Raw genomic sequence first — 24,867 nt, 5'->3', positions numbered from 1 at the left:
CGCGCCTTGCGTTGCGCGGCGCTACAGTGCAGCCTCAACATTTTTATAACGATAGGCCATCATGACAACGACTACCCGTATCGGCGCTGCTAGCGCCTTGTTGTTCACCCTGATCCTGGGCGTGGCCCATGCCGACACCGCCGCTCCCGACCTGGAAGCGCGCCGTGCGACCCTGAACCAGCTGATTAAAGAGCAGTGGGACTACACAATGCGCAGCAGCCCGGAATGGGCCTCGCTGCTGGGCGATAAGCGCTACAACGACCAATGGTCCGACTTCTCGCAAGCCGGCATCGACGCCGACATCAAGGCCAGCGCCGATTTCCTCAAGCGCTTCGAAGCGGTGGACACCACCGGCTTCCCGCTGCAGGAGCAGCTGAACCGGGAATTGATGCTGCGCCAGCTGCACCAGAGCGTGGACGGCGCTCGCTTCAAGGAATGGGAGATGCCGCTGGCGCAGAACTCCGGCGTGCACCTCGACACCCCGCAAATCGTGCCGCTGCTGCCATTTGAAACGGTGAAGGATTACGAGGACTACATCAAGCGCCTGCACACGCTGCCGAAACTGTTCGACCAGACCCGCGTGCAAATGGAAAACGGCGTCAAGGACAAGCTGATGCCGCCGCAGTTCCTGATTCCGAAAATCGTCAAACAGTGCGACGACGTGGCGGCGATGAAACCGGCCGATTCGCCATTCGCCGAGCCGCTTAAACGCTTCCCGAAAGACTTCTCGGCGGCCGACAAGGCGCGCCTGAGCAAGGAGATCCTGGCGGCAGTCAAGAACGACGTCAATCCGGCCTACAAAAAACTGGCCGTCTACGCCAAGACCAAGTACCAGCCTTACGGCCGCAAGGACGTGGGTATGTGGTCGCTGCCGGATGGCGGTGCGCGCTACACCTTTAAGGTCAAGTCGTCCACCACCACCGACATGACGCCGGAGCAGATCCACCAACTGGGCCTGTCTGAAGTGGCGCGCATCGAAGTCCAGATGCTGGAGACTGCGAAAAAGCTGGGCTACAGCGACCTGAAATCGTTCAACAAAGCGGTGGCCGACAACCCGGCGCTGCATCCGAAATCACGCCAGGAGATCCTCGATCTCTATCAGAAGTACACCGACCAGATGTACCCGCAGCTGCCGAACCAATTCGGCGTGCTGCCGAAGAATAAGCTGGAGATCAAGCCGGTCGAAGAATTCGCCGAGAAGGGCGCGTCCGGTGCGGCTTACATGCCAGGTTCCGCAGATGGCAAGCGCCCTGGCCGCGTGCAGGTGAATACTGGCGACTTCGAACACCGCTCCACCATCAGCATCGAAACCACCGCGCTGCATGAAGGCGTGCCGGGTCACCACATGCAGCTGACCATCGCGCAGGAGATCCAGGGCCTGCCGGACTTCCGCCAGCAAGGCGGCTACACGGCGTATGTGGAAGGCTGGGCGCTGTACTCGGAACGCCTCGGCGAGGAGCTGGGCTTCTACAAAGACCCATACAGTTACTACGGCCATTTGCAGGATGAGATGCTGCGCGCGATCCGCCTGGTGGTGGATACCGGCCTGCATTACAAGAAGTGGAACCGCCAGCAGGTAGTGGACTTCTTCCACGATCACTCGGGCACCGAAGAAGTAGAAGTGCAGAGCGAGACTGACCGCTACATCGTCTGGCCTGGCCAGGCGCTGGGCTACAAGATCGGCCAGCTGAAGATTCTCGAACTGCGTGACTACGCCCGCAAGGAACTGGGCGCCGGCTTCGACATCCGCAAATTCCACGACCAGGTATTAGGCGCAGGCGCGTTGCCGATGGACGTGCTGGAGACGCATATCAAGGATTGGGTGGCGTCGGAGAAGAAGCGCGTCGCAAGTCAATCTTCGTAATCCACCAGGCCTTGTTTTGGAAAGTGAAGTCGAGGGCGTTGACTGCAACGGCCTTGCCTTCACTGGCCGTGACTTCGCCCGGTTTGGGTAGCACGGCCGTGCCGGCGCCGCTATCGGCCAGAGCACCCAGCGCCTGCAACAGGCGCTGATCGTCGCGCTTCATGGCGGCGCATGCGCCGTACTGGTCGCACACCTGCACCGGGAAGGCAATGAAGCGCACCGCGCGGTCCAGCATGTCCTCATTCCCCAAATAGTTGAACACCCAGCCTGCCGCATCGGACAGGTCGCGTGCGCGCGCCAGTACAGCTTCGTTTTCGCGCTGGAGTTCCTGCCGCATTGAACGTCCATCGGCGTACAGCATGTCATCCACGCGCCAGCCGCTGTCTTCTTGCACCAGCACGTAGCGGATGTGGCGATCGTACGCGGAGCCCATGTCCGGATAGATGTTGAAACTGGCTTCCACCGTGTTCTCGCCCGAACGCACCACGTTGAAATGCGAACGCTCGAAGTCCAGCGTCGGCGATACTTCCTGCGTATCGAGGAACACGTCGCCATCGGCGCCATAGCCGCAGATATCGTCGCCGCGCGACAAGCTGTCGCACAGCTGCAGGTTGGCATCGACCAGCGCTTCCAGTTCGGTGGAATAGAAGGAACCAGCCGGCAGCTGGCTCGCTTGCCGCGTCTCCGGCCGCGCCAGATGATCTTTGTAGAAGCTGGTGATCAACTCCAGCTGCTGCTGTTTCTCCGACCACGACTTATCCGCCATCAGTGCGGCGATGGCCAGCACGAACAGTACGATACCCAATGGCAGCAAGCGTTTCTTCTCGATTTTCATGGTGGCGTGGGTCGAAGTTTTTTGATGTCCTGCATCGGCGGTGCGCCGAACAGGCGGCGGTATTCGCGGCTGAATTGCGAGGCGCTTTCGTAGCCAACTTGGTAGGCGGCCGTGGTGGCGTCTATCTCGCCGCCCAGCAGCAGGGCGCGCGCTTGCTGCAGCCGCAACTGCTTTTGATACTGCATCGGCCCCATCGTGGTCACCGCCTTGAAACGGTGGTGCAGGCTGGAGACGCTCATGTTGGTGGCGTGCGCAAGGTCTTCTACTTTCACCGTCTGGTCGTAGCGTTCCTTGAGCCAAGCGATGGCTTTGCTGATGCCGCGGTCCTGCTGGTCGAGCACAATGTTCTGGTACAGCTGGCGGCCATAGGCGCCGGTCAGCATGCGGTAGATGATTTCGCGTTTCAGGCCGACAGCGAGGAAGGCTGCTTCCGCCGGCGGCGCCTGTAGCAAGCGCACCAGCTGGTATAAGGTCTCCTGCAAAGCGTCGTCAGTCTGGCCGACATAGTCGCCGCGCACCGGCTCTTGAGTATCGATGGCGACTTGCGCCTCCATCACAATGGCCGCGATTTCTTGCGGATCGAGTTCGATGTTGAGCAGCAGGTAGGGCTTGTCGGCGGTGGCGCGGACGATGTGGCCGGAGGCTGGCATGTCGACCGATACCACAAGATATTCACCGGGGCCGTAGTCGAGCACTTCGTCGGCGAGGTGCACGCGCTTGTGGCCTTGCAGGATCACGCAGCACGAAGGTTTGAGCACGCCCTTGGTCACGGGCGTGGGATGGGAAGAACGCAGCAGCGACAGGAAGGGGATACTCGTTCCCACCCGCTGCTCGTCCAGCGCATGCTGCTGGACGATATCGATCATGTGATCGATGTGGGTGAGGGCGCGCATTATTCCGCTATCCCGCTTCATGATTACTTCAGCAGCGGCACCAGGTATTTGCCGGTGACGCTGGCCGCGTTAGCCGCCACTTCCTCCGGCGAGCCGCTGGCGATGATCTTGCCGCCGCCAGCACCGCCTTCCGGACCCAGGTCGACGATCCAGTCGGCAGTCTTGATCACATCGAGATTGTGCTCAATGATGACCAGCGTGTTGCCTTGGTCGCGCAGGCGGTGGATCACTTTCAGCAGCAGGTCGATATCGTGGAAGTGCAGACCGGTAGTCGGCTCGTCCAGGATGTACAGCGTGCGGCCGGTGTCGCGCTTGGACAGTTCCAGCGACAGCTTGACGCGCTGCGCCTCGCCGCCCGACAGCGTAGTCGCGCTCTGACCCAGCTTGATGTAGCCGAGGCCCACGTCTAACAGCGTATGCAGCTTGCGTGCGATCAGCGGCACCGGCTTGAAGAACTCGTGCGCGTCTTCCACCGTCATGTCGAGGATCTCGGTGATGTTCTTGCCCTTGTACTGCACTTCCAGCGTCTCGCGGTTATAGCGCTTGCCGTGGCAAACGTCGCACGGCACGTAGACGTCCGGCAGGAAGTGCATCTCGACCTTGATCACGCCATCGCCCTGGCAAGCCTCGCAGCGGCCGCCCTTGACGTTGAACGAGAATCGGCCGGCACTGTAGCCGCGCTCTTTCGCGGTTGGCACGGTGGCAAACAAATCGCGGATCGGCGTGAACAAACCGGTGTAGGTCGCAGGATTCGAACGCGGCGTGCGGCCGATCGGCGCCTGGTCGACTGAAATCACCTTGTCGAAGTGTTCCAGGCCGCTGATGGTGTCGTGCGGCGCAGGCTCGGTCTGCGATCCATACAGGTGGCGCGACAGGGCCGGGTACAGCGTGTCGTTAATCAGTGTCGATTTGCCGGAACCGGAAACGCCGGTCACGCAGGTCATCAGGCCGACCGGCAGCTTGAGGTTGACCTTCTTCAGGTTATTGCCGGTGGCGCCGGTGATCACCAGCTGCTTGTCCGGATCGGCCACGTGGCGCTTCTTCGGCACTTCGATTTTCAGCGAGCCGTTGAGGTACTGCGCGGTCAGCGATTTTTTATTCTTCAGGATGTCCTTCAGCGAGCCGGCCGCGATCACGTCGCCGCCATGCACACCCGCGCCCTGGCCCATGTCGACGATGTAGTCGGCGGTGCGGATCGCGTCTTCATCGTGCTCCACGACCAGCACGCTGTTGCCGATATCGCGCAGGTGCTTCAGTGTTTCGATCAGGCGGTCGTTGTCGCGCTGGTGCAGGCCGATCGACGGTTCATCCAGCACGTACATCACGCCGGTCAGGCCGGAGCCGATTTGCGAGGCCAAACGGATACGCTGCGCTTCGCCGCCGGACAAGGTGTCGGCGCTGCGGTCCAGCGACAGGTAATCAAGACCGACGTTGTTCAGGAACTGCAGGCGCGAGATGATCTCTTTCACCACGCGGTCGGCGATTTCTTTTTTCGCGCCTTTGAGTTTCAGTTGCTCGAAGAAGGACAGCGTCTCGCGCAGCGGCTTCTCGGCGATCTCGTAGATAGCGCGTTCCTGCTTGCCGCTGCCGACCTTCACGTAACGCGCTTCCACGCGCAGGCGCGCGCCTTCGCACGACGGGCACTTCTTCTCGTTGATGAACTTCGCCAGTTCCTCTTTCACCGCCATCGAATCGGTTTCGCGGTAGCGGCGCGCGAGGTTGGTGACCACGCCTTCAAACGCGTGCTCCTTGACCACCGTGCGGCCGCGCTCATTGATGTAGGTGAACGGGATGTTAGTTTTGCCCGAGCCGTGCAGGATCACTTCCTGCGATGCCTTTGGCAGCTGTTCGAACGGCAGGTCCAGGTCGAATTCGTAGAAGGCCGCCAGGTTGGACAGCATCTGGAAGTAGAACTGGTTGCGGCGATCCCACCCCTTCACTGCGCCGGAGGCCAGCGACAGGTTAGGGAAGGCGACGATGCGCTTCGGATCGAAGAACTCAATGTGACCGAGGCCGTCGCACTCCGGGCAGGCGCCCATCGGGTTATTGAACGAGAACAGGCGCGGCTCCAGCTCTTGCAGCGAATAGCCGCAGGTGTTGCAGGCGAACTTGTTGGAGTAGACGTGCTGTGTGCCGCTATCCATCTCGTACGCGACGGCGCGGCCATCGGCCAGGCGCAGCGCGGTTTCAAAGCTCTCGGCCAGGCGCTGTTTGATCTCGGCGTTGACTTTGACGCGGTCGATCACCACGTCGATGGTGTGCTTCTCGGTTTTCTTCAGTTTCGGCAGATCTTCTACTTCGTAGATTTTGGCGTCATGCGTGCCGCTTTGTACGCGGAAGCGCACGAAGCCCTGCGCCTGCATCGCCTCGAACAGATCGACGTGCTCGCCCTTGCGGTTGGCCACGACTGGCGCGAGGATCATCAGCTTGGTGTCCTGCGGCAGGGCCAGCACGGCGTCCACCATCTGCGACACCGTTTGCGCTGCCAGCGCCTGGTCCGGGTGGTTGATGCAGTAAGGCGTGCCGACGCGCGCGTACAGCAGACGCAGATAATCGTGGATTTCGGTCACGGTGCCGACGGTCGAACGCGGGTTGTGCGAAGTGGCTTTCTGCTCGATCGAGATGGCCGGCGACAGGCCTTCGATCAGGTCCACATCCGGCTTCTCCATCAGTTGCAGGAACTGGCGCGCGTAGGCCGACAGCGATTCCACATAGCGGCGCTGGCCTTCCGCATACAGCGTGTCAAACGCCAGCGACGATTTGCCGGAGCCGGACAAGCCGGTAATCACGATCAGCTTGTTGCGCGGCAGATCGAGATTGATGTTTTTCAGGTTGTGCGTGCGTGCGCCGCGGATGCGGATCTGTTCCATGGATTTGGCCTTTAGAGTCAACCCGTTACTATAGCCGGGTTTGGATATATGCGCCGACCTTGCGCCAGATCATGATGTGCAAGGTATGACACTGTATATAATACCAGTATTTTCTTGCGCCGTTTCAACTTGGCGTGGACTATAATTCCTTGTTTAGCATTTCGCAAACCGCCGTACAGATGGCGGAGGTCGTTACTCAGGAGTCTTATTCATATGGCATCAGTCAACAAAGTTATCATCGTCGGCAATCTGGGTCGCGATCCGGAAATTCGCTACATGCCTAGCGGTGATGCGATCGCCAACATTGCTGTGGCGACATCGTACAAATCGAAAGACCGCAACACCGGCGAGCAGAAAGAGCTGACCGAGTGGCACCGTATTTCCTTCTTCGGCCGTCTGGCTGAAATCGTTGGCCAGTATCTGAAAAAAGGTTCGTCGGTCTACGTCGAAGGCCGCCTGCAGACCCGCAAGTACACCGACAAAGACGGCGTCGAGAAATACGCCACCGACATCATCGCTGAAAACATGCAAATGCTGGGCGGTCGCGCTGGCATGGGCGGCGACAACATGGATGACGGCGCCAGCTACGGCGGCGGCGGCGGTGGCTACGAAGCCCCACCACAGCGCCAGGCTCCAGCCCCGCGTCCACAAATGGCGGCACCGGCACCAGCACCACGTCCGGCACCACGTCCAGCGCCGAACTTCTCGGACATGGATGACGACATTCCATTTTGAGATCTAGTTAGACATTAGAAGTAAACTACGCCTTGCAAATTATTGATTTGCAAGGCGTTTTTTCTTATTGTTCGTCTTCGTTAAGCGCTCACTCAAACGCGCCAATGCGCCTTCCTGCATGGTTGGATCGCGGCCGAAAACCTCTGCGATGAAGTCCATGAACACAACGGCACGCCGAGGCAACAGGCGATGCGTTGAATAAATGATGTTAATCGGTACGGCTGGCGGATAGTGCTCCGCCATCAGCATCTTCACGCTGCCATCAAGTATTTCGCGTTCAAACATCCACTGTGGTCCGTAGCCGATACCCAGTCCGTCCATGACGGCACGGTACACGCCGTCAAGCGTATTTGAGCGAAAACTGCCGTGTACTGGCACTTCGCCTTCACGGAAACGCCAGCTGATGCCGGAGTTCATCAAGGTGTAGACGATGCAGTTATGCTGGTGCAGGTCGGCCGGCGTCTGTGGCGCCGCGCGCCGCGCCAGATAGGCGTTACTGGCGACGCAGACGCGCTCGGACATGCCGATGCGCCGCGCCCGCAGCGCGCTGTCCTCCAGTGTGCCGATCCGTATTGCCAGATCGACGCCTCCCTCCACCAGATCGATATAACGGTCGCTAAGTTGCAGGTCCAGTTCAATGCTGGGATAGCGGCCCAGCAACGCGCCTATGTGCGGCAACAAATGCTCGCGGCCCAGCAAGGTTGAACAACTGACCCGCAGCAGTCCGCCTGGCTTGCCCTCGCCGCGCGCATTGGCATCCGCTTCCTCGGCCGCATCCAGTACGCGGCGCACCTCGGCGTAATAGCGCTCGCCCTCCGGCGTAGGCGTCAGCTTGCGAGTGGAGCGGTGCAGCAAGCGCGTGCCCAAATGCTGTTCCAGCGCCGCGATGTTGCGGCTGATGTTGGGCTGGCCCGTACTCAGCTCGCGCGCGACCGCGGAAAAACTGCCGGTTTCCACCGCACGCACATAGCAATGCATCAAAAGAAAACGGTCCATTAAATCACTCCAAAATGCGCTAATTCATGCTTTTGAGGAATGAGTATTATACGACGCGATGGACTTATCAATCCCTGCCGAGGTCTTGATACTGCTGGTCATGGTGCAGCGGAAAACCGGCTCGCCAGTTTTATCAATTTATTCAACAGGAGCCACAACATGGGCAAGCTTCAACTGGAAGGTAAAATCGCAGTCATTACGGGGGGCAGCAGCGGCATCGGTTTGGCAACCGCGCAGCGTTTCGTTGCGGAAGGCGCGTATGTCTTCATCACCGGCCGCCGTCAGACCGAGCTGGACAAGGCCGTCGAGCTGATCGGATCCAACGTGACCGCTGTGCAGGGCGATGTCAGCAATCTGGCTGACCTGGACCACTTGTACGCCACGATCAAGGCCAGCAAAGGACTGGTGGACGTTCTGGTGGCAAACTCGGGCGTGGTTGATCCGACCGGCATTGCCGACGTCACAAACGAGCACTACGACAAGACCTTCGATATCAATGCCAAGGGCTTGCTGTTCACGGTGCAAAAAGCTTTGCCATTGATGGGCAAAGGCGGCTCCATTGTGCTGACAGCGTCGATTGCCTCGGTCAAGGGAATGCCGGGCTATGGCACCTACAGCGCCAGCAAGGCAGCGGTGCGCTCGTTTGCACGGACCTGGACGGTGGAACTGAAGGAACGTGGCATCCGCGTCAACACGCTGAGTCCCGGCCCGGTCGACACGCCGATCATCGACAGCCAGGCCAGCGACAAGGCCGGCGCCGATCAGTTGCGCAGCCTGTTCTCGACCATGATCCCGCTCGGCCGCATGGGGCGTCCAGAAGAAGTCGCCGCTGCTGCCTTGTTCCTCGCGTCGGATGAGAGCAGCTTCGTTGCCGGCATCGATCTCAGCGTGGATGGCGGCATGGCGCAAGTGTAATCCGCACCATCAACTGGAGTGGCCGCACGGGCCACTCCTCCTATCCAACAGGAGCATCATTATCGTGTTTTACTTGACACATTTCGATATTTAGCTAATTATCACATCATGAGCCAAGTATTCAAAGCCCTGTCCGATCCGACCCGTCGCCGGGTGTTGCAACTGCTGCGCGCAGGGCCGATGAGTGCGGGCGAGCTCAGTGATCAGTTCAACGTTTCCAAGCCGACCATGTCGGCGCATTTCGCCATCCTGAAAGAGGCCGACTTGGTGCACGCCGAGAAGGCCGGCAAGTCCGTGATGTATCACCTGAAGCTGACGGTGCTGGAAGACGCGCTGCTGGGCTTCGTCCAATCGTTTGCTGAAAAGGAGTAACCGCGATGAACAAGGAAGTCGTAGGCAGCCTCGGCTGGGGCGTTGGCATTCTGGTGGTGGCGCTGTGCGGCCGGTACGCGCGTGAACACGGCTATCTGGACCCCGACACGGTGACGCGGCTGGTCACCAGCATGATCGGCCTGATGGTGGCCTGGTTCGGCAACCGCATGCCCAAGGCTTTTGTGCCGTACGCATGGGCGCGCAAGGTGCGGCGCGTGGGTGGTTGGTCGATGGCGTTGAGCGGTTTGATCTACGCCGGCTTATGGGCTTTCGCGCCCATCCCGGTGGCGGTGACGGGCGGTTGTGCCGCCATCATCACCGGCATCGCGCTGACGATAGGCTATTGCTTCCTGCTGCGCACCAAGGCCAACGCTGCTTAAGCACCGGGCGTGGGCATGGCCTGCTCTACCGTCACCCGCGCCCGCGCGAAAGCCTGGCGCAGGACGTTGAGGTCGCCGATATGGTTGGCCAGCAGTAGCACCAGTTGCGCGTCCAGCATTTTGCTCTGGGCTTCGTCGAGGTCGTGGTGCGAGTCGGTCAGCATGTCGTAGAAATCGTCGAAGTCGTCGAGATTCTGGTGCAGATAAAGTTGGGTATTCATGCGCCGCCTCATGCGGTCAGGAAGCGGCCGGTGCACAGGGCGTACAGCGTGCGCAGGGCCAGGCCGAGAATCGCCACGGTCAGCAGCACCAGCAGCAGGAAGGCGATTAGGCCCAGCACCACGCCGCCCACCGCATCGGCGTAGATCAGCGCGGAGTTGGCCAGCGCTGCCAGCGGAAAGCCGATCGCCCACCACGCCGGCGAGAACGGCGCCGGTTGTGTCGCCAGCCGCCACGCGACAATCACGAACAGGAACAGCCCGAAGTAGAACAGCAGCGCTGCAAACATATCCACTTTTTGTACCAGGTTGACGTAGGCGATGAAGCCCACCGCAAACGGCGCCACCAGGATCATCTTGGATGGCCGCATCGGCGCAGCCAATGGTTCGTGATGAATCAGGCGCGAGAAAATCAGCACAAAAAACACAATGGCACTGACGCCGCCGACCGCTGCCGCCAGCAGGTTGACCTCATGCGTCCATTCGGTTTTCAGCGCGCCGCCGGTGACCACGATATCGAGGCTGCCGACACCGGCAATCAGCCAGGCCGGCACCACGCTGGCCGGCGCCGCGCTGCCGTTGAGCAGGCGCGAAATCATGATCACGCTGAGCGCCAGCGTGGTCACCGTGCCGATGCTCCACACCACCAGCTGCGCGGTCGCGTTATAGCTGCCGATCACGCTCGACAGCAGCAAGATGCTGATGCCCACCGTGCCAAAGAAACTGCCGATTACCGGGTGTGTAAATTCCTGCCGCACCAGTTCCGGGTAGCGCAGCAGCTTGCCCAGATAGGACAAGGCCAGCAGCGCAAACAACGCCAGCGCAGCGAGGCCTATGCCGTTCGATACTGCGATGTCGGCGCCATAATATTTGCTGGCCAGCCGCCATGCGAGCGCCAGGCCGGCCACGCTCATGACTGATCCGAACAGGCTGACCGGCAGGTAGCGGGCCGAAGGGAGGGCAGATTCCATGATGATTCCTTTGAAGGTCGATGCAGGAATTCTGCCGCAGTAGTTTGCTGCCGTGCGCGGCGTGACCCAAAACCGCTACTGCTTGTCCCGAAACCGCTCGCGGTACTGTTTCGGCGTGGTGTGCAGCTGGCGCGAGAAGATCATGCGCATCCGCGTGGCGTTGTGAAAGCCGCAGCGGAAGGCCACGGTTTTCAGGGGGACATCGGTTTCTTCCAGCAGCTTGCGGGCAAAATCAATCCGCACCTGATCGACAAACACCGACGGCGTCACCTGTGCATGCTTGGCAAACGCACGTGAAAAAGTGCGGCGGCTGATGCCGACCGCGTCGGCAATCTCTTCGATGCTGAGGTCGTCGCTGATGTGGTCGGTCACGTATTTCAGCACGCGCGCCACCAGCGAGTCTTCATCCGGGCCCACCGCCAGGTAGGGACTATATTGCGACTGGCCGCCATCGCGGCGGATGTAGACGATCAGCTGCTTGGCCACCTTCATCGCCAGGTCATGGCCCCAGTCCTCGGCAATCAGCGCCAGGCACAGGTCGATGCCGGCGGTGACGCCGCCGCAGGTGAACAGGTTGCCGTCGCGGACGAAGATTTTGTCGGGCCGCACATGCGTGCCGGGGAACTGCTCGGACAGGCGTTGCGCATGGTCCCAGTGGGTGGTGATTTCACGGCCAACCAGCAAGCCGGCGTGACCGAGCAGGAACACGCCATTGCAGACTGCGCCAACGCGGCGCGCGCCATATGCGCGCTGGCTGAGCCATTGGGAGAAGGCCGGTTCCGGCCGGTACTCCGGATAGCGCGGGCCGCCGGCTACCAGCAGCAGTTCGCCGTCGACCGCGTAGTTCAGATAATCGTGGTGCACCTTGAATTCCATGCCGCTGGAGCACATCACGCCGTCAGCGCGTCCGCCGACCAGCGTGATCTCGTAGTGATCCTGCTTGGGCAGGAAGCGGTTGGCTTCCGCGAACACGTCGAGGGGGCCGGCCACGTCCAGCGCCTGCACCCCATCCAGTACCACCAAGGTGAGCTTCATTGTTTGCCTGTCTCTGTATCTCAGGGCAACAAAGTAGCATACTCAGCGTGCTTGCAGTAGCGCCACCTGACGCTCGGCCAGCAGCGGCACGGCGCAGCCCACGACCAGCGACTGGTAGTGCGCGGACTGGCGGTGGGCTTCCAGTGCGGCTTCGCCGGCGTAGTGCTCCAGCAGTAGTAACTGGTGCGGCTGGTCGACGCCCCGGTAGACCTCGTAGCCGAGGCAGCCCGGTTCGGCCAGGGTCTGCGGCCGCATTTCCGCCAGGATGGCCAGCACGTCGCCCAGCTTGCCTTCAGCCGGGCGCCAGCGTGCCACCACGGTGATTACATCAGCGGCGGCGCTCATGCTGCTTCCCCTTGCAGCGCCTTGACGATTTCTTTTGCCAGCGGGCCGCCCGAGGCCGGGTTCTGGCCGGTCATCAAACGGCCGTCGACCACCACTTTTTCCTGCCACACATCGGCCGAGGCATACTCGGCGCCTTCAGCGCGCAGCGCGGTTTCCAGTGCGAACGGCACGTCGGCCTGGGCGTAGCCGGCTTCTTCGTCATTGGAGAAGGAGGTCAGCTTGCGGCCATGCACCAGCGGCGTGCCGTCTTCCAGTTTGACGCCGAGGAAGGCGGCCGGGCCATGGCAGACGGCGGCCACAATCTTGCCCGCTTCCCATGCCGCCAGCACGGCGCGCTTCACATCAGGATCAACCGCGATGTCCACCATCGGGCCCAGGCCGCCGGGGAAGAAAATGGCGTCGTAGTCGCGCACATCCACTTCCGACAGCTTGCGGCTGTGGTTCAGGCGGCGCAGCGCGGCGCTGTTGCGGAACGCCAGCTGGGCTGGGTCGTTGGCGTCGTAGCCATCTTCCGGAATCGCGCCACCCAGCGGCGAGGCGTATTCCACCGCGATGCCGGCGTGGTCGAACACTTCAACCGGGTGGGCGACTTCAGGGAAGAAATAGCCGGTGGCGCGTTTGTTTGGGCCGATCTCGGCTGCGTTTGTCAAAATAAACAGTACATGTTTGGTGTTCATGGCTAGCTCCTGATTTTTGAGTGGGCCCTTTCGTACCGGGCATGTGCTCAATATAGGCCGTTAAATCGCACACCAGTAGATGCTGCTAACATGACTCAATGTCAAACAAATTAATACAATCATGAGCGATCCGTCTCCCATCCTCGATGAACTGCGCGCGATGGCGGTGTTTGCCACCGTGGTACGCAGCGGCAGTTTCGCCGCCGCCGCCCGCGCGCTGGGCCTGACGCGTGCCGTGGTCAGCCACCACATCCGCGCCCTGGAAGCCAAGCTGGGCGTGCCGCTGGCCCAGCGCAGCACGCGCAGCTTCAGCCTGACGCCGGCCGGCGAAGCTTTCCGCGTGCACTGCGAGCGCTTGCTGGACGAGGCCAACGACGGCATACGCGGCATGGAGCTGCTGCGCGCCGAGCCGCGCGGCGAAGTGCGCATCACTTGCTCGCACCACTTCGGCAGCAAGCGCATCATGCCGGCACTGCTGGCGTTCCGCCGCCGCTACCCGGCCATTCGCCTGCACGTGGCGATGAATGACGCCAATGTCGACCTGGTGCAGCACGGCATCGAGCTGGCGGTGCGCGCCGGGCCGCTGGCCGATTCCTCGCTGGTAGCGCGGCGGCTGGTGCGCGAGCCGACCATGCTGTGCGCGGCGCCGGCCTACCTGCGGCGGCACCGTGCGCCGGCTTCGATTGAGGAACTGGCGCAGCACCGCTGGGTGCTGTATCCGCCGACCCAGCGCGCCGCCACCGTGCGCATTGACGGCAAGGAGCTGCAAGTGCCGGTGAAAGGCGACGTCGCTACCGATAGCGCCGCCGCGCGGCTGGCCTTCGTGCTGGCCGGCGACGGCATCGCCCGCCTGCCAGCCTACGATGCGGCGTCATTGCTGGCGGCGGGCGAACTGGTGCGCGTGCTGCCGCAGGCTGAAACGGCGCCGCTGGAAATTTTCCTGGTGCACTCGCAACGTATCGGACCGAGCGCCCGTTTGTTGCGCGATTTCCTGCTCGAGCACGCGCAGGCCGAGGCAATATTGCAGTCTCGTCCAGAAACAATTCCCGAAGATTAATGATCGAAACGGTTCCAGTTTTTCTTTACCTGTTTTTACGTGATTTCCGGCGTCCCTGACCGATTCGTAATACATTTCCGTGTGGAAATTTGTTAGTATCTATTGGCCTCTTCCCCAATTCCCCGAAAGATTGCCATGCAATACTTTTCCCGCTCCGGCCGCCTCCTGGCATTACCACTGACTTGCATCGCCGCGCTGCTGAGCGCCTGCGGTGGCAGCACTGAAACGGCCAGCACGGCCAGCACCACGCTGGCGGCGCCGCTGGCCACCGCCAGCACCATCCTGCAACTGGACGACGGCGCGCTGCCGGCGGCCGAAGCGCAGCAATACGCGCAGCCGTCCTACCACATGGCGCCGGTGCTGCTGGAAGCGCCGGCCGATGCCGTTGCCGGTGCCGCACCATCGGCCACCGTGCACACCCAAACCGTGCCCTCGCAATTTCGCCGCCTTGAGACGCGCCGTCTGACGGTCGATGCGCTGCGCTCGGTGCAAGCCAACCGCGTTGCCAGCACCGATGCTGATGCCGACACCTCGTCGGCCACGCCGCTGGCCACCACCAGCACCGTGGTCACCTACACCCCGGCGCAAATCCGCGCTGCCTACGGCTTGCCGACCCTGCCGGCCAGCTTCACCGGCCTGAGCATCGCGCAAGCGGCGCAGCTGGGGGCGGGCCAGACCATCTACATCGTCGACGCCCAGCACAACCCGAACGTGGCCGCAGAACTGGCCGCCTTCAACAGCAAGTTCAGCCTGCCGACCTGCACCACCAAGACCATCGCCACCACCGCCAGCCTGCCGCTGGCGACCGCTTCGTCGAGCGCTTGCGAATTGTCCATCGTCTACAGCACCTCGTCCGGCGGCATGACCAGCTCGGCGCCATCGTATGACTCCGGCTGGGCCACCGAAATCGCGCTGGACGTGCAATGGGCGCACGCCACCGCACCGCTGGCGCGCATCGTGCTGATTGAAACGGCCAGCGCCAGTTACGACAACCTGCTGGGCGGTGTGCGCCTGGCCAACAACCTCGGCCCCGGCATCGTCTCGATGAGCTTTGGCGGTAGCGAGACCAGCAGCCTGAGCAGCGCCGACAGCGTGTTCGGCGTGGCCAACATGAGCTACCTGGCCGCCACCGGCGACTCCGGCGCCGGCGTGTCGTGGCCGTCGTCTTCGGCCAAGGTGCTGGCAGTGGGCGGCACCACGCTGACCTACAGCGGTTCCGGCGCGCGTTCGGAAGTGGTGTGGTCTAGCACGGGCGGCGGCGTCAGCCAGTACGTGGCAACCCCGAGCTACCAGAGCACGGCCGTACCGGGCATGGGCACAGCAGTGCGCCGTACCGTGGCCGACGTTGCCTTCAACGCCGATCCGAACAGCGGCCAGTACGTGGCCGTGATCGCCTCCGGCAGCAGCACCGTCAAATGGACCAGCGTCGGCGGCACCAGCCTGGCGACGCCGCAGTGGGCCGGCCTGGTGGCCGTGGCCAACGCGCTGCGTGCCGTCAACGGCAAGGCCGCGCTGGCCGCGCCACACGCCGCGCTGTACACCAACATCTCCACCGTGGCCGGCACCTATGCCAGCGCATTTGCCGACATCACCAAAGGCAGCCACGGCAGCTGCAGCGCTTGCAGTGGCGAGGTCGGCTACGACCAGGCCACCGGCCTCGGCACGCCGAACAGCGCCTCGTTGCTGTCGACCCTGTCTGGCCTGACTGTGCAGACCGCGCCAGTGGTCAGCGCCGCCACCGTCAGCGGCAAAGTGGGCACTGCGCTCAGCTTCACCGTCTCGGTCACGGCCAGCAATGCGGTGAGCTACAGCCTGTCGGGCGCGCCGTCTGGCATGAGCATCAGCAGCGCCGGCGTGGTCAGCTGGGCGACGCCGGTGGCCGGCACTTACAGCGTCGCCGTCACCGCCAAGGACAGCGTCAACGGCCTGAGCGGGCAAGGCGTGTACAGCGTGGTGATTGCCGCCGGCAGTACCACCACAACCACCACCAAAACCAGCAGCACGCCGCCAGTCATCACCGCTACCGCGCTGACCGGCGTGGCCGGCCGTCCGCTGGTGGGCGCCATCGGCGTCAAGGTCAGCACCAGCGGCAACGTCACGCTCAGCATCAGCGGCGCGCCGCTGGGCATGATGTTCACCGTCAGCGGTATGAATGTGGTGGTGACGTGGGCCGCGCCGGTGACTGGCAGCTACACGCTGAAACTGACCGCCACCGACAGCAGCGGCGCCAGCAGCGCCGCCAGCATTCCAGTCACCATCACCGCCCGCTAAAAATCCGGGGTCAGGGGTCAGGTCCCCCATTTCTACACGCTCTCAGCCTTGAAGCAGGCTACGGTTGAGACCGTGTAGAAATGGGGGACCTGACCCCGGAGTTGCATATACGGTTTCCACCTTTGTGAAGTTGTTTTTATTCGTTTTGTTTAAGTTTGACGAAACGTATGCTGGCGTCTATCGCCATCAACTCACAAAGGTGCACCATGTCGGAAGCAGTCCTTGATCTACCGCCGCAACTGGCAGACGCCCATGCTGGCGGCGTGCCGCCTGCCGTGGCGTGGGAATTATTCACCAGCGGCCAGGCGCTGCTGGTCGATGTGCGCACCGCCGAGGAACGCAAATTCGTCGGCCATGTCCCCGACAGCCTGCACGTGCCTTGGGCCACCGGCACCGCCCTGACCCGCAATCCCCGTTTCGCCCGCGAACTCGAAGCCAAGATCGGCGGCAAGGAAGCCGTCGCCCTGCTGCTGTGCCGCAGCGGCAAGCGCTCGCTGCTGGCGGCGGAAGCGGCTGCCAAGGCCGGTCTGGTCAACGTATTCAATGTGCTGGAAGGTTTCGAAGGCGAGATCGACGCGCAACAGCAGCGCGGCAAGGACGACGGCTGGCGTTTCCGCGGCTTGCCTTGGGTCCAGGACTAAGCCCATGGCGACCTTCGATATCACCGGTGTCGTGCAAGCCCTGCACGACGCGCGCCACCACTGGCGCCAAGCCCAAAGCCAGCGCCGCAACAGCGAAGCGGGCAACCGCGAATTCCCTTCGCGCGATGCGCTGGCCTCCATCATCGACAGCCTCAAAGGGGTGCTGTTCCCGATGCGTCTCGGCCCGCCCGACCTGCGCCAGGAAAGCGAAAACTTCCACGTCGCCCACGCGCTCGACGCCGCCCTGCACGCCTTGCTGCACCAGGTGAAGCGCGAGCTGGCCTACAACGCCTCATTGCAAAGCGAAGTCGGCCGCCCGGTCGAGGAAGAAGCGCTGGCCGCCGTGCGCCGCTTTGCCGCCGCCCTGCCCGAGATCCGCTCCCTGCTCGACAGCGACGTGCTGGCCGCCTATCAAGGCGACCCGGCCGCACGCAGTGTCGATGAAGTGCTGCTCTGCTATCCGGGCGTGTTGGCCATGATTCACTACCGCCTGGCGCACCAGCTTTACGTGCTGGGCCTGCCGCTGCTGGCGCGCATTGTCGCCGAGCTGGCGCACAGCGCCACCGGCATCGACATCCATCCCGGCGCGACCATCGGCGCTGGCTTCTTCATCGACCATGGCACCGGCGTGGTGATCGGTGAGACCGCCGTCATCGGCGAACGGGTGCGCGTTTACCAGGCCGTCACACTGGGCGCCAAGCGCTTCCCCACCGACGCCGAGGGCAATCTGCAAAAAGGCTGGCCGCGCCATCCGGTGGTGGAAGACGACGTGGTGATCTACGCCGGCGCCACCATCCTCGGCCGCATCACCTTGGGCAAGGGCGCCGTCATCGGCGGCAATGTCTGGCTCACGCACGATGTGCCGGCCGGCGGCCGGGTGGCGCAAGCCGAGTCGCGCGAAGGTGCGCTGGCCAACGGCATAGGTGCTTCGTGAACGCGGCGCCGGTTGTGCCAGCCATATCAGGCGTGCCGGGCACGCTGGTGCAGGGCTTCGGCCTCGGCGTGCGCCAGCTGCGCGAGGCGCAAGGCTGGTCGCAAGAGCGGCTGGCCGAGCATTCCAACCTGAACCGCTCCTACATCGGCGAGATCGAGCGCGGCGTGGTGATTGCCTCGCTGGTGACAGTGGAAAAACTGGCCGCCGCCTTGCAGCTGACGCCGTCCGCGCTGCTGACCCACGGCGAAGCGCAGCGCGCCACTGCGCCGGTCCCGCCCGCTTGATGGCTATAGCCTGTTGAATAAACGTTATGCATTCTGCAAACTAGCTTATGCGATTTTCTTCTTAACCAAACTGGATTGGAGTCACGATGTCGGCAACTGTAGGTGGTACCACCGCGCTGGGCGATAACGCCGCACGGCAATTAGCAAACGCAACCAAGACTGCACCGCAGCTCTCGACCATCAGCCCGCGTTGGCTGACCCATTTGCTGCAATGGGTGCCGGTGGAAGCCGGTATTTACCGTCTCAATCAGGTAAAGAACCCGGAATCGATCAAGGTCACTTGCACCGCCCGCGAAGAAGAAAACCAGCTGCCGCGCACCTTCGTTGATTACGAAGAAAATCCGCGCGAGTTTTTCCTGAACGCCGTCTCGACCATCCTGGACGTCCACACCCGCGTATCCGACCTGTACAGCAGCCCGCACGACCAGATCAAGGAACAGCTGCGCCTGACCATCGAGACCATCAAGGAAAACCAGGAATCCGAGCTGATCAACAACCCGGATTACGGCCTGCTGGCGCAAGTAACCGATGAGCAGCGCATCTTCCCGCTGACCGGTGCGCCGACGCCGGACGATCTCGACGAACTGCTGACCAAGGTGTGGAAAGAGCCTGCCTTCTTCCTGACCCACCCGCTGGCAATCGCCGCCTTCGGCCGCGAAGCCACCCGCCGCGGCACGCCGCCGCCAACCATCAGCCTGTTCGGTTCGCAGTTCATCACCTGGCGCGGCATCCCGTTGATCCCGTCGGACAAAGTGCCGGTGGCCGATGGCAAATCCAAGATCATCCTGCTGCGCGTGGGCGACAAGCGCCAGGGCGTGGTCGGCCTGTTCCAGCCTGGCCTGCCAGGCGAGCAGAGCCCGGGCCTGTCGGTGCGTTTCATGGGCATCAACAACCACGCGATTTCGTCCTACCTGATTTCGTTGTACTGCTCGCTGGCCGTGCTGACCCCGGACGCGCTGGCGGTGCTGGACGATGTCGAAATCGGCAAATACCACGACTATCCTGACACCTACAAATAAGGACGCGCCGTGAGCCTTCCTTCTCCAACTTTGCCGGACGGCGCGCCGTTCGACACGGCGGCGCTGGCGCGGCTGGCCAATGAGTTGTTCAGCGCTGCGCCGTTCAGTACGCCCTTGGGCGTGCACGGCGTGCAAGCGCCGGGCAATATCGCGCCAGCTGGTTCGCCGCTGGCCAGCCCGGCCGGTATCGGCCCCGGTGTGCCGGGTACGCCGATCCCGCAAGGGCAGCTGCCGGGCACCAATTTGATCCCGGCCTCGCCGACCCAGGTGCTATCGCTGGGCAACCGCGCGCCAGCGCTGGCGCCGGCTGCGCAAGCGGGCAATGGCGTGCCCGATAAACTGTACAGCAGCGCGCCGGCTTACGAGCCGCGCAGCGGCAGCGCCGTGCTGGGCGTGCCAGAAGCAGCAGGCGCCTCGGCGCCGTCAGCCGATGCTGGTCCCTACTACTTCCTCAGCGAGCGCTATGGCCAGCCTGGCGCCGGTTTGCCAAGCTCGGAACTGCGCGTACCGGAAGCCAGCCTGTTGCCGTCCGCCGTGCCGTCTGCGGCAGCGCCGGGGCTGAGTGCGCCGGTCGCCACTGGCATTCCGGGCGGTGCTTCGGCACCGGCATCCCCGGCGCCAGCCGCGCCGGCTAGCAATCCACAGTACTACTTTGTCGACGCCGTGGTACTGCCAAGCGGCTACGTCACGCCAGCCAAGCCGCAGCCGCATGCCACCGTGCCGCTGGCCGGCGGCGACCGCCATCCAGCGTTCGACGTCAATGCCGTGCGGCGCGACTTTCCGATCTTGCAGGAGCGCGTCAACGGCCGCCAGCTGGTGTGGTTCGACAATGCCGCCACCACGCATAAACCGCAGTCGGTGATCGACCGCATCAGCTACTTCTACGCGCACGAGAACTCCAACATCCACCGCGCCGCGCACGAACTGGCGGCGCGCGCCACCGATGCCTATGAAGGCGCACGCGAACGCGTCAAGCGCTTCATCAATGCGCCGGATGTGAACGAAGTCATCTTCGTGCGCGGCACCACCGAAGCTATCAACCTGGTGGCCAAGAGCTGGGGCGGGCAGCACGTGGGCGAGGGTGACGAGATCATCGTCTCGAATCTGGAGCACCACGCCAACATCGTACCGTGGCAGCAATTGGCGGCCGCCAAGGGCGCCAAGCTGCGCGTGATTCCGGTCGATGATAGTGGCCAGATCCTGCTGGATGAATACCGCAAGCTGCTCAACGACCGCACCAAGATCGTCGCCGTGACGCAAGTCTCGAACGCACTGGGCACGGTCACGCCGATCAAGGAGATCGTCGAACTGGCGCACCGTGCCGGCGCCAAAACGCTGGTCGATGGCGCGCAATCGGTCTCGCACATGCGCACCGACGTGCAGGAGCTGGGTGCCGACTTCTTCGTTTTCTCCGGCCACAAAGTGTTCGGTCCGACCGGCATCGGCGTGGTGTGGGGCAAGCGCGAAGTGCTGGAAGACATGCCGCCATGGCAGGGCGGCGGTAATATGATTGCCGACGTCACGTTTGAAAAAACCGTGTTCCAGCCGATTCCCAACAAGTTCGAAGCTGGCACCGGCAATATTGCCGATGCGGTCGGCTTGGGCGCGGCGATCGACTACGTCAACCGCATCGGCATCGAAAACATCGCGCGCTACGAGCATGAGTTGCTGGTGTATGGCACGGCGCAGCTCAAGCAGATCAAAGGCGTGCGCCTGATCGGCACGGCGGCCGACAAGGCCAGCGTGATGTCCTTCGTGCTGGCGGGCTACAGTACCGAGGAAGTCGGCAAGGCGCTCAACGAAGAAGGCATCGCCGTGCGCACCGGCCACCATTGCGCGCAACCGATCCTGCGCCGCTTTGGCGTCGAAACCACGGTACGGCCGTCGCTGGCGTTCTACAACACCTACGACGAAATCGACCGCATGATTGCCGTGGTACGCAAGTTGGCGGCACAGCGTAGCACAGTCTGAGCGCTAAAACCCGGGGTCAGTTCTGCCATTCAGACACGGGCGCGACCGTAGCAGCCGCTACGGCTGCGTTCGTGTGCGATTGGCAGAACTGACCCCGGGTCGATTGCGGATGGCGGTGATTTGTTTGAGTTCTTTGTCGCTGGCGTTGGCCAGCAGGGCTTCGTGCGCTTTGCCCAGCTCGATGTACTGGGCTTGCTCCGGCGTCAGCGCATTGCCGCGCAGCGCCCAGCTGGTGATGAAACCGGTCGCCAGGCAGCACAGCAACACTAGCACGGTGTAGATGGCGATCCAGCTGCCGGTCTTGAATTGCAGCAGGTTGAGCGACAGGCTGGTCTGGCGCGCTGCCGCCGTGGCTTCCTTCACGCTTCCTACCATTTCACTGACTGCCGCCTGCGTGGCGACGGTGGCTGCTTGCGCCGCTTGGGCGCCGGCCGCATCGGTCTGCAGCTGCGCTTCGGCGCCGAGCCGTACGGCTTCCGCAATCTTGCTGTCGATCTGGCTCAGGCCGGCATTGGCCAGCCGTACCAGCTTGTCGCAGTTGGCGATCTGGCGCGTGACGTTGGCCACTTCGCCGTGAAAACGCTCGACCTCGCGCGCGTGCGCGTCGAGCTTGTCGTTGAAGAGATCGAGTTCAGGCTGGTTCATGGCGCGGTCGGCAAGGGAACGATGTCGCCATCATACCGCGTGCCGCCGCGCTTGCATCACCTGCTTAGCCCAGCGTCAGCGTCAGGCCGGTGCTGCTGTAGGCTGGCGTCACCGTGCTGAAGCCATCCACCGTGATGCTGTTGAACTTGCCCTTCAGGCTGCCCGCCGTGATCACGTTCAGCACCTCGCCCGCTTTCGGCTTGTAGCCGTTGGCGAACTTGATGCGCAGCGTGCCGCCGCCGATGGTGGCCACGCCCGTCACCGTCAGGCTACCGGCGCTGCCGGCTGCAGCGCCGCCCAGGTCCAGTTCCAGGATGGTGCTACCACTCAGCTGGGTGTACTTGCCGGCCAGCTTGAGCGCGGCCGGAGCGTTGGCTACCAGGGTGCCGCCGCTGTTGTAGACGTCGCCCGCGCCAAACGCCGACACCGAGTCGCCTTGCAGGGTGCCGGCGGTCAGCTCGGTGCCGCCGGTCCAGCTGTTGGCGCCGGCCAGTTTCAGCGTGCCCGTGCCTTGCTTGACCAGCTTGCCCGCGCCGCTGATGTCGTTGCGCCAGCGGTCGACCGCGTTGAAGCCGCCCTTGCTGGCGTCCATGGCGATGGTGACGTTGCCCGTGAAGGCGCCGTAGCCGTCGGCAGCGGCAAACAGGTTCAGTCGGCCCCAGCCCTCGGCGTCGTCCATCACCGGATAGCCGGACGCCAGCGCGGTGGTTTTCAGTACCACGCGGCGCTGGGCGTCGCTCAGGTAAGGCTGGCGCGTTTCCAGCAGCACTTCGGCGCCTTTCGGCACGGCGGCGGCAGCGTTGGTGGCCGCAATCTGGGCGAAGCCGAAGGTGCTGCGGCGCAGGTAGTTGGCCTTGTTGGTGGCGTAGTCGGCAAAGCGGTCGTTGGCCACCGTGCCCGATTGCGCGTAGGTGGCAAAGGTGTCGGCAGTGGTGCCGGTGGCGGCCATCAGCGCGCTGTGCGCCTGCGTGACGGCGGCGGCTTTCTTGGCCGCGTTGGCGGCGTCGGCCAGGTTGGCGGCGGCGCTGGCGGTGCCCAGCATGCGGCCGCTGACCACGTCCAGCGGCGAGTGCATGCCGGCCAGGATGCGCGATTCGCCCAGCTCCAGGCCGCGGCTCAGCATTTCCTGGAACCGTTCCGGTACCGCGTAGGCCATGGCCACGGCGTCGCGCACGGCTTCGGCCGTGTGGCCGCTGGTGTAGCCGCCATCGGTGGCCGGGGTCGTGCTCTTGGCCGGCACCAGCGCCGGCAGCAGTACCACGCTGCTGCTCCAGCGGTACGGACGGGCGTATTTGTAGAAGCGCTTGGCCGGTTCGGTGGAGGCGTTGTTGCCGACCAGGTTGACCAGGTCGACCACGCTGCCGAAGTTGGCGTTGGCCGTGCCGCCGACGCCGGTGTTGTTGCCGCCGTCGTTGTACAGCACCGTGGTAGCGTCGGCCGCCACGCTGGTGATGGTGGTGGTTTGCTGGGCGGCGCTGCGCCACGCGGCGGTCAACGGGCCCATACCGTCGGTGATGCTGTAGCCCTTGCCACGGCGGTCGTCCAGGTACGCTTGCACGGCTTGGTCGGCCGTGCGGCCGCTGGTGGCTTTCACCACGTAGTCGATATTGGCCTGGTGCACGGCGGCGTTGACCACGGTGCCGTCCGGGCTGCCGTCGCCCGGTACGCCGGTCCAGGTCGATGCGACCACGGCCGGGAAGCTGCCATTGGCAGGCGCGGTCACGCCGGCGTCGACGATTTGCGTCAGCGGTTTCCAGACGTTGAGGAAGCCGCCCAGGAGACGCACGGCGGCATTGGTGTCCAGCGTGGCGTAGCGGGCGTCGCCGCGCTGGTTGGTGGCGACGGTGTCGACAAAGGCGGTGGCGCTTGGTACGGCGGCGGTGTCGGCCGCGCCCTGGTCGGCCGGCGCGGCCGGGATCACGACGGCCTGGTCTTCAGTATTCGAGCCGCAGGCGCTCAGGGCCAGTGCAACGCTCAGGGCCAGCAGGTGGGGACGCAATGGATACATGGTGGTTTACCGTGGGTAGTTGAAAAAATGCCCAAGGGTAAAGAGGTCGTATGACATGTTGATTACGCAAAATCGCTGGCAACGCTTCCAGTCGAAAATAGTATGCCGGTATGTCAAAACAATATGGCTGCTACAATAGGTGCGTGAAAAAACTCCTGCTCATTCTGTTGTTGACGATCTTGCCGATCCAGTATTCCTGGTCGATGGCGGCCGTCTATTGCCAGCATGAGCCGAGCAAGGTCACCCACTTTGGCCACCATGGCCATGCGCACCAGGCGCAGTCGGACGACGACGGCACCACCAAGAGCAAGCAAGCCAAGCATGGCGATTGCGAGGTCTGCCACCATGCGGTGCAAGCCTCGGTGCCGGTGGGCGACGCCGTGCTGGCGGCTACGCCGGTTGCCGTGTATGCGCCGCCGGGCGCGCTGCACTATCACTCCTACATTGCCGACGGGCCGCCTCGGCCCAACTGGTCCCGCCGCGCCTGAGCGCGGCGAGGCCTGATACGCTTTTTCCCCTGTCACGTCTCGTCGAATATCCACTTCACTGGAGTATTCGATGTACAAATTTATTCTGCCGCTATGGATAGCGGCATGGCCTGCGTGCGCGCAGGCCGGTGTTGAACCGTCCGTGCCCTTGACGCTGCCCGCAGCGCTGGCGCTGGCGGATGAGGGCAATCCCGCCCTGGCGGCGGCGCGGCATGAGGTGCTGGCGCTGGACGGCGCGGTACAGCAGGCCGGCGTATTGCCCAATCCTTCTCTGTCGGTGGAGCGTGTCGATACGCGGCGCGCCAGCCGCGAAACCACGGTGTTACTAAGCCAGCCGCTGGAGCTGGGCGGCCAGCGCGCGGCGCGCGTGCAGGCGGCGCAGCGCGGGCGTGATGGTGCAGTGGCGTTGCTGGCGCAGCGACGCGCCGAGTTGCGCGCCGAGA

Annotated in this window: 25 protein-coding genes; 14 read left to right on the top strand and 11 right to left on the bottom strand. The window is 63.2% G+C overall.

Going from position 1 to position 24,867, the window contains the following annotated elements; genetic code table 11:
* Window positions 1-61: 61 nt before the first annotated feature.
* The gene (locus GTP46_RS27510) at window positions 62-1,864 is read left to right on the top strand and encodes a DUF885 domain-containing protein (RefSeq protein WP_161009827.1); all 1,803 of its coding nucleotides are present in this window, start codon (window positions 62-64) and stop codon (window positions 1,862-1,864) included.
* Here GTP46_RS27510 and GTP46_RS27505 read toward each other — a convergent pair.
* From GTP46_RS27505 to uvrA, 3 genes are read right to left on the bottom strand one after another with little or no spacing between them, the layout of a single operon-like run.
* The gene (locus GTP46_RS27505) at window positions 1,812-2,699 is read right to left on the bottom strand and encodes a hypothetical protein (RefSeq protein ID WP_161009826.1); all 888 of its coding nucleotides are present in this window, start codon (window positions 2,697-2,699) and stop codon (window positions 1,812-1,814) included. The genes GTP46_RS27510 and GTP46_RS27505 overlap by 53 nt on opposite strands.
* Window positions 2,696-3,592 (bottom strand): AraC family transcriptional regulator, encoded by an 897-nt coding sequence (locus tag GTP46_RS27500; RefSeq protein ID WP_161009825.1) that lies wholly within the window; start codon window positions 3,590-3,592, stop codon window positions 2,696-2,698. Before GTP46_RS27500 ends, GTP46_RS27505 begins: the two co-directional genes overlap by 4 nt.
* A 23-nt stretch (window positions 3,593-3,615) precedes the next feature.
* Window positions 3,616-6,462 carry an excinuclease ABC subunit UvrA gene (gene uvrA / locus GTP46_RS27495; RefSeq protein ID WP_161009824.1) on the bottom strand — a complete coding sequence of 949 codons (2,847 nt, stop codon included), beginning with the start codon at window positions 6,460-6,462 and terminating at the stop codon, window positions 3,616-3,618.
* A 213-nt stretch (window positions 6,463-6,675) separates the two neighbouring features.
* Between uvrA and ssb the strand changes: the two genes are divergently transcribed.
* Complete coding sequence (gene ssb, locus GTP46_RS27490) at window positions 6,676-7,197, top strand: single-stranded DNA-binding protein (protein WP_161009823.1); 522 nt, start codon at window positions 6,676-6,678, stop codon at window positions 7,195-7,197.
* A 39-nt stretch (window positions 7,198-7,236) separates the two neighbouring features.
* On the opposite strand, the gene GTP46_RS27485 is transcribed toward ssb, so the two are convergent.
* Window positions 7,237-8,193 carry a LysR family transcriptional regulator gene (locus GTP46_RS27485; protein ID WP_161009822.1) on the bottom strand — a complete coding sequence of 319 codons (957 nt, stop codon included), beginning with the start codon at window positions 8,191-8,193 and terminating at the stop codon, window positions 7,237-7,239.
* A 159-nt stretch (window positions 8,194-8,352) separates the two neighbouring features.
* Between GTP46_RS27485 and GTP46_RS27480 the strand changes: the two genes are divergently transcribed.
* The 3 genes from GTP46_RS27480 (at window position 8,353) to GTP46_RS27470 (ending at window position 9,860) form a co-directional block, all read left to right on the top strand.
* Complete coding sequence (locus GTP46_RS27480) at window positions 8,353-9,108, top strand: SDR family NAD(P)-dependent oxidoreductase (RefSeq protein ID WP_161009821.1); 756 nt, start codon at window positions 8,353-8,355, stop codon at window positions 9,106-9,108.
* 108 nt (window positions 9,109-9,216) lie between these two features.
* Complete coding sequence (locus GTP46_RS27475) at window positions 9,217-9,480, top strand: autorepressor SdpR family transcription factor (RefSeq protein ID WP_161009820.1); 264 nt, start codon at window positions 9,217-9,219, stop codon at window positions 9,478-9,480.
* A 5-nt stretch (window positions 9,481-9,485) separates the two neighbouring features.
* Complete coding sequence (locus tag GTP46_RS27470) at window positions 9,486-9,860, top strand: SdpI family protein (protein WP_161009819.1); 375 nt, start codon at window positions 9,486-9,488, stop codon at window positions 9,858-9,860.
* On the opposite strand, the gene GTP46_RS27465 is transcribed toward GTP46_RS27470, so the two are convergent.
* From GTP46_RS27465 to GTP46_RS27445, 5 genes are all read right to left on the bottom strand, one after another.
* Window positions 9,857-10,081 carry a DUF2783 domain-containing protein gene (locus tag GTP46_RS27465; protein WP_161009818.1) on the bottom strand — a complete coding sequence of 75 codons (225 nt, stop codon included), beginning with the start codon at window positions 10,079-10,081 and terminating at the stop codon, window positions 9,857-9,859. The genes GTP46_RS27470 and GTP46_RS27465 overlap by 4 nt on opposite strands.
* Before the next feature lie 8 nt (window positions 10,082-10,089).
* Complete coding sequence (locus GTP46_RS27460) at window positions 10,090-11,049, bottom strand: SLAC1 anion channel family protein (protein ID WP_161009817.1); 960 nt, start codon at window positions 11,047-11,049, stop codon at window positions 10,090-10,092.
* Window positions 11,050-11,124: 75 nt separating this feature from the next.
* Window positions 11,125-12,084: a GlxA family transcriptional regulator gene (locus GTP46_RS27455; protein ID WP_161009816.1), complete on the bottom strand. Its 960-nt coding sequence runs from the start codon at window positions 12,082-12,084 to the stop codon at window positions 11,125-11,127.
* Between the two features lie 42 nt (window positions 12,085-12,126).
* Entirely contained in the window at window positions 12,127-12,429 is a 303-nt protein-coding gene (locus GTP46_RS27450) for a putative quinol monooxygenase (protein WP_161009815.1), read from the bottom strand.
* On the bottom strand, window positions 12,426-13,106 hold the full coding sequence (locus GTP46_RS27445; protein WP_161009814.1) for a type 1 glutamine amidotransferase domain-containing protein: 681 nt from the start codon (window positions 13,104-13,106) through the stop codon (window positions 12,426-12,428). Before GTP46_RS27445 ends, GTP46_RS27450 begins: the two co-directional genes overlap by 4 nt.
* 121 nt (window positions 13,107-13,227) lie before the next feature.
* Between GTP46_RS27445 and GTP46_RS27440 the strand changes: the two genes are divergently transcribed.
* The 7 genes from GTP46_RS27440 to GTP46_RS27410 all read left to right on the top strand — a co-directional run bounded on the left by GTP46_RS27440 (window position 13,228) and on the right by GTP46_RS27410 (window position 21,283).
* The gene (locus GTP46_RS27440; protein ID WP_161009813.1) at window positions 13,228-14,163 is read left to right on the top strand and encodes a LysR family transcriptional regulator; all 936 of its coding nucleotides are present in this window, start codon (window positions 13,228-13,230) and stop codon (window positions 14,161-14,163) included.
* Between the two features lie 135 nt (window positions 14,164-14,298).
* Window positions 14,299-16,434, top strand: coding sequence for a S53 family peptidase (locus GTP46_RS27435; RefSeq protein WP_202414461.1), 2,136 nt, complete (start codon window positions 14,299-14,301; stop codon window positions 16,432-16,434).
* A 206-nt stretch (window positions 16,435-16,640) separates the two neighbouring features.
* Complete coding sequence (locus GTP46_RS27430) at window positions 16,641-17,075, top strand: rhodanese-like domain-containing protein (RefSeq protein ID WP_161009812.1); 435 nt, start codon at window positions 16,641-16,643, stop codon at window positions 17,073-17,075.
* 4 nt (window positions 17,076-17,079) lie between these two features.
* The gene (gene epsC, locus GTP46_RS27425) at window positions 17,080-18,009 is read left to right on the top strand and encodes a serine O-acetyltransferase EpsC (protein WP_161009811.1); all 930 of its coding nucleotides are present in this window, start codon (window positions 17,080-17,082) and stop codon (window positions 18,007-18,009) included.
* Window positions 18,010-18,023: 14 nt separating this feature from the next.
* Window positions 18,024-18,293, top strand: a complete 270-nt coding sequence (locus GTP46_RS27420) for a helix-turn-helix domain-containing protein (protein WP_371869778.1) — start codon at window positions 18,024-18,026, stop codon at window positions 18,291-18,293.
* Between the two features lie 86 nt (window positions 18,294-18,379).
* The gene (locus GTP46_RS27415; protein ID WP_161009810.1) at window positions 18,380-19,312 is read left to right on the top strand and encodes a family 2A encapsulin nanocompartment shell protein; all 933 of its coding nucleotides are present in this window, start codon (window positions 18,380-18,382) and stop codon (window positions 19,310-19,312) included.
* 72 nt (window positions 19,313-19,384) lie between these two features.
* Complete coding sequence (locus GTP46_RS27410) at window positions 19,385-21,283, top strand: family 2A encapsulin nanocompartment cargo protein cysteine desulfurase (RefSeq protein WP_229259132.1); 1,899 nt, start codon at window positions 19,385-19,387, stop codon at window positions 21,281-21,283.
* A gap of 57 nt (window positions 21,284-21,340) precedes the next feature.
* On the opposite strand, the gene GTP46_RS27405 is transcribed toward GTP46_RS27410, so the two are convergent.
* Together GTP46_RS27405 and GTP46_RS27400 are read right to left on the bottom strand one after the other, a co-directional pair.
* Entirely contained in the window at window positions 21,341-21,928 is a 588-nt protein-coding gene (locus tag GTP46_RS27405; protein ID WP_161009809.1) for a hypothetical protein, read from the bottom strand.
* Window positions 21,929-21,992: 64 nt separating this feature from the next.
* Window positions 21,993-23,936 (bottom strand): phosphatase PAP2 family protein, encoded by a 1,944-nt coding sequence (locus GTP46_RS27400; protein WP_161009808.1) that lies wholly within the window; start codon window positions 23,934-23,936, stop codon window positions 21,993-21,995.
* 143 nt (window positions 23,937-24,079) lie between these two features.
* Between GTP46_RS27400 and GTP46_RS27395 the strand changes: the two genes are divergently transcribed.
* Window positions 24,080-24,424, top strand: a complete 345-nt coding sequence (locus tag GTP46_RS27395; protein WP_161009807.1) for a DUF2946 family protein — start codon at window positions 24,080-24,082, stop codon at window positions 24,422-24,424.
* A 70-nt stretch (window positions 24,425-24,494) separates the two neighbouring features.
* A partial coding sequence (locus GTP46_RS27390) for a TolC family protein (RefSeq protein WP_161009806.1) occupies window positions 24,495-24,867 on the top strand: 373 nt, incomplete at its 3' end.

The organism is Duganella flavida (assembly GCF_009857445.1).
Taxonomy (GTDB): domain Bacteria; phylum Pseudomonadota; class Gammaproteobacteria; order Burkholderiales; family Burkholderiaceae_D; genus Rugamonas; species Rugamonas flavida.
This window is presented reverse-complemented; position numbering and strand designations above follow the sequence as displayed.